4 protein-coding genes are annotated in these 4,581 nt (G+C 54.1%); all 4 read left to right on the top strand.

The window, feature by feature from the left end:
- The first annotated feature begins 556 nt into the window (after nt 1–556).
- The 4 genes from HMPREF9453_RS10195 to HMPREF9453_RS10180 all read left to right on the top strand — a co-directional run bounded on the left by HMPREF9453_RS10195 (nt 557) and on the right by HMPREF9453_RS10180 (nt 4,364).
- Complete coding sequence (locus HMPREF9453_RS10195; protein ID WP_008860482.1) at nt 557–1,312, top strand: amino acid ABC transporter ATP-binding protein; 756 nt, start codon at nt 557–559, stop codon at nt 1,310–1,312.
- 1 nt (nt 1,313) lies between these two features.
- Complete coding sequence (locus HMPREF9453_RS10190) at nt 1,314–2,012, top strand: amino acid ABC transporter permease (protein WP_008860481.1); 699 nt, start codon at nt 1,314–1,316, stop codon at nt 2,010–2,012.
- On the top strand, nt 2,012–2,707 hold the full coding sequence (locus tag HMPREF9453_RS10185) for an amino acid ABC transporter permease (RefSeq protein WP_008860480.1): 696 nt from the start codon (nt 2,012–2,014) through the stop codon (nt 2,705–2,707). The genes HMPREF9453_RS10190 and HMPREF9453_RS10185 overlap by 1 nt, the downstream gene beginning before the upstream one ends.
- 376 nt (nt 2,708–3,083) lie before the next feature.
- Nucleotides 3,084–4,364 carry a glutamate-5-semialdehyde dehydrogenase gene (locus HMPREF9453_RS10180; protein ID WP_008860479.1) on the top strand — a complete coding sequence of 427 codons (1,281 nt, stop codon included), beginning with the start codon at nt 3,084–3,086 and terminating at the stop codon, nt 4,362–4,364.
- Nucleotides 4,365–4,581: the final 217 nt, after the last annotated feature.

Raw genomic sequence — 4,581 nt, 5'->3', positions numbered from 1 at the left:
CTCGCCCCTAAAGGGGAAACGACTCACTATGATTTGTGCGTCGCTTTGCTCCTTCAAATCATGTTCGCTGTGCACGCCAAAGGCGCGTCAAACTTAAGCCCCTTAAGAACCTTCGGCCCAGCGGGCCGTCAACCCTCAATCCCCATAGGGGCTTGTCCATAAGGCGCCCACCCCCATTCCTCTAACATCCCCTCTCTTGCATTTCTTCCCCTATCTATGGTATATTGAAAGTGATATATTTAATTCTCTGCAAGGACGAGAGAAAGTACATGGATGGAACTGATAAAGCGAGCCCGGATGGTGGAAGCGGGTACGGGAATTTCATGGAAGTGCCTCTCTGAGCTGACAGTCTGAAGGAAGTAGGGCTGTCCGGGAAGCCCGTTACAGCCTGCAGTCTACGACTGGCCAAGATTTCTTCGGCGACGAAGGAATGAATCTGGGTGGAACACGGAATTCTCCGTCCCATGGGGACGGGGTTTTTATATTGCCAATAAGGAAGCGCCGGGAAAATCATCAGGCGTTTCTCTGAATAGTAACCATAGAAAGAAGGCTCTTTATGTCCCTTGTACTACGCGCCGAACATATCCGCAAATCCTTCGGAAATGTGGAGGTTTTAAAAGATATCAATCTGTCCGTGGAAAAAGGAAGCGTCGTGTCTATTCTGGGTCCCTCGGGCACCGGGAAGACCACTTTTCTCCGCTGCCTGAATTACCTGGAAAAGCCGGAGGCCGGGAAGCTCACCATCAGCGACGTGTCGGTGGATTTCTCCCATATTTCCAAGAAGGATATCCAGAATCTCCGCCGGAAATCCACCATGGTTTTCCAGCAGTTCAACCTGTTCCGCAACAAGACGGTGCTGGAAAATGTAACAGAAGGCCTGATTTACGGCTATGGAAAGCCGAAGAAAGAGGCTGTGGAAATCGCCATGAAGGAGCTGGAACGGGTGCACATGGCGGATTATGCCAAAATGTATCCCTCCGAGCTCTCCGGCGGTATGCAGCAGCGGGTCGGCATTGCCCGGGCCCTGGCTCCCCGGCCGGATGTGATTCTTTTCGACGAACCCACTTCCGCCCTGGATCCGGAGCTGGTGGGCGAAGTGCTTGATACCATTGCCTCTGTAGCTACCCTGGGCATTACCATGATCATTGTCACCCATGAAATGCATTTCGCCCAGGAAGTGTCTTCCAAGGTGGTCTTCATGTCCCATGGGGAAGTGGTGGAAGAAGGCAGCCCTGATGAAATCTTCGTCCATCCAAAGGAAGAAAAGACCCGGCAGTTTCTTCAGCGCATGCTGAAAAGAGAAGAGGGGTAATATGCTGACCTTTAATATGTCCTATTTCCTGGGCCTCTTCCCCCGGCTGTCTACGGCGCTTCCCTTCACCATGGAAGTGATTGCCGCCTCCATTCTGCTCTGTCTTTGTACCGGCACCCTGGTGGCAGTGATCCGCATTGCCAAAGTGCCCTTTCTCCATCAGCTCTGCGAGGTGTGGCTGTCCTACAACCGGTCCATGCCTTTCATTCTGGACCTGTACCTGGTGTACTTCGTGCTGCCGGTGATTGTACGGGCCTTCCGCATCAGCCCCGACGGCTGGCCTCTGACAGCCTATGTACTCATTGCCCTTGGCTTCCACTATACGCCGGTGATATCGGAAATCATCCGCCCTGCCTATCTGTCCGTGGACCGGGGGCAGCATGAGGCAGCCATGGTTTTCGGCCTGTCTCCCTTTCACCGGGTGGTGCACATCATCGCGCCCCAGGCCCTGCCGGTGGCCCTTCCCAGTCTGGTGAGCGAAGCCATCAACATTTTAAAGGACACCTCTGTCATGTTCTTCATCGGCGTGGTGGACCTCATGGGCCGGGCAGGCCTGATTATCAACGCCAACTACGGCCAGGGAAAGCTGGAAACCTACTGCGCCGTGGCCCTTATATACTGGGCTCTGGTGATTCTGGTGGAAGCGGCCTTCCACCTCTTTCAGAAATACAATGGAAACCATGAAAGGAGGGCCTCCTGATGATTGATTTTGCTGTACTGCCCAGGGCCTTTCTCTTCATTGCCCAGGCCATTCCCAATACCCTTTTCATGGCTTTCATCAGCCTTTTCTTCGGCATTCTTTTCGGCTCCGTCATCGCCGTGATCCGGCAGAGTTCCGGCCGCTTCGTGAACGGCATCTTTGCCGTCCTCGTTTCCTTTTTCCGAGGCGTTCCTTCCATTGTGCAGCTCTTCATCGTGTACAATTCCCTGCCTTTCCTGCTGGCACCGGTGATTTCCTCCTTCACGGGACAAACGGTGAAGCCCTTCGACGTGAGCCCCTACTGGACGGTGTACACCACCTTCATTCTGTACAATACGGCTTACCAGTCGGAAAATGTGCGGGGCGCCCTCCTTTCCGTAGACCGGGGCCAGTATGAAGCGGCCGTGGCCACAGGCATGACCCCCTTTGCCGCCTTCACCCGCATCATCTTTCCCCAGGCCTTCATTGTGGCCCTCCCTACGTTTTTCACCTACTACCTGAAGACCATTAAGCTGCTGGCTCTGGTATTTACAGTGAAAGTGGTAGATATGTTTGCCGAAGCGGACATTTTCTCCGCCCTCTACAACCGCCGCACGGAGCCTTACATTGCCGATGCCATCGCCTACTGGACTGTGGCCATTATCCTGACCTTCTTCTTTTCCTGGTGGGAAAAGAAACTGCGGACCAAGATCTGAGGGAAAAACCGTAAAGCCCGGAGTCTCATAACAATAAAGCCGTATTTAAAAAGTTTCCTGCCGGAGTGAAACCCGTTGGTTCCACTCCGGCAGGAAACTTTTGGCGTATAAGGTTCCTCCCCGGTATGGCTCCAATGGTGTTTCATACCTATAGGAAACTATGAGCGAAAAGTTTCCTACCCGGCGTGGCTCCAGTGGTATTCATCCCCACAGGAAACTGTTCGCAAAAGGTTTCCCACCCGGCGTGACGCCAGTGGTGTTTCATACCTTCATACCCACAGGAAACTTTTCACAAAATATTGACTCTCCCTCCCCGGTCCCCTACAATGAAGGTATTCTTACCAATCCGCATTTCCCCGGGAAAGGAGCTTTCACCATGAATATACGAGAAGAAACGAAACAGATGAAACTGGCAGCCCCCCTGCTTGCCGCCATGCCCATAGAGCAGAGGAACCGGGCCCTGGCATTGATAGAGACCCGTCTCAATGAACATCGGGAAGAAATTTTTGAAGCCAACCGGAAAGACCTTTCCCTGGCTCTGGAAAACCATGTGGCGCCGGCAGTGATGAAACGCCTCACCTTTGATGAAGCCAAACTGGCCGATGTGACGCAAGAACTGGAAAGCCTGCAGTCCCTGCCGGATCCCATCGGGAAAATCACCCTGCACCGCCAGCTGGATGAAGGGCTCACCCTCACCAGAGTGACCTGCCCCATCGGCGTCATCGGCGTGATTTTTGAAGCCCGCCCCGACGCACTGGTGCAGATTTCCTCCCTCTGCCTGAAGAGCGGCAACTGTGCCATTCTGAAAGGCGGAAAAGAAACGACCTATACCAACCGCATCCTCTTTTCCCTGATTCATGAAGCAGCCCTGGAGGCAGGACTGCCTGCCAAGTGCCTCCTGCAGGCAGAGCAGCACAATGAAATTGATGAACTGCTGGCATGCCATGAGTCCGTGGACCTCCTCATCCCGCGGGGCTCCAACGCCTTTGTGCAGTACATTATGAACCATACCTCCATCCCCGTCCTGGGTCACGCTGACGGCGTCTGCCACATGTATGTGGATAAAGACTATGACATAGCCAAAGCCATTCCTCTCATTATTGACGGGAAAACCCAGTACACCGCCGCCTGCAATGCGGTGGAAACGGTGCTGGTGCACAGGAGCATTGCCGAAGATTTCCTGCCCAGACTGGCAGACGCCCTGCACAAATCCGGCGTCACCATCCGGGGCACTAAAGAAGTAAACACCATGATTCCGGTGGATGTGATTCCCGAAGGAGAAAGCTGGCATAAGGAATATCTGGACCTCATTCTGGCCATCAAACTGGTAGGCAGTACAGACGAAGCCATCAGCCACATCAATACCTACGGCTCCCACCACACCGACTGTATTATTACGGAAAATGAAGAAACCGCCCGCCGCTTCATGACCCTGGTGGACTCCGCCGGTGTCTATCAGAACGCCTCCACCCGCTTCGCCGACGGCTTCCGCTACGGCTTCGGCGCCGAAGTAGGCATTTCCACCTCCAAAATCCACGCCCGGGGCCCTGTCGGACTGGAAGGCCTGGTGTCCTATAAATACAAACTTCTGGGCCATGGCCAGATCGTAGGAGACTACGCATCAGGAAAGAAGAAATTCCATTTCAGAGATTTGTAAGAGGGCCGCTCCGCGGCCCGGGTTCAGAGGGTTCAGAAGGGAAGGTTCTTAAGATGGACCGGCCCGCTGGGCCGGAGGGTTCTTAAGTTTGACGGCCCTTCGGGCCGAGGGTTGTGGTATCGCCCTTATGGGCGATGAGTATGAAGTCAGCGTTATGAGGGAGGGTTCTTAAGATGGACCGGCCCTATGGGCCGGAGGGTTCGTAAGTTTGACGGGG

Source organism: Dialister succinatiphilus YIT 11850 (assembly GCF_000242435.1).
Lineage (GTDB): Bacteria > Bacillota > Negativicutes > Veillonellales > Dialisteraceae > Dialister > Dialister succinatiphilus.
This window is presented reverse-complemented; position numbering and strand designations above follow the sequence as displayed.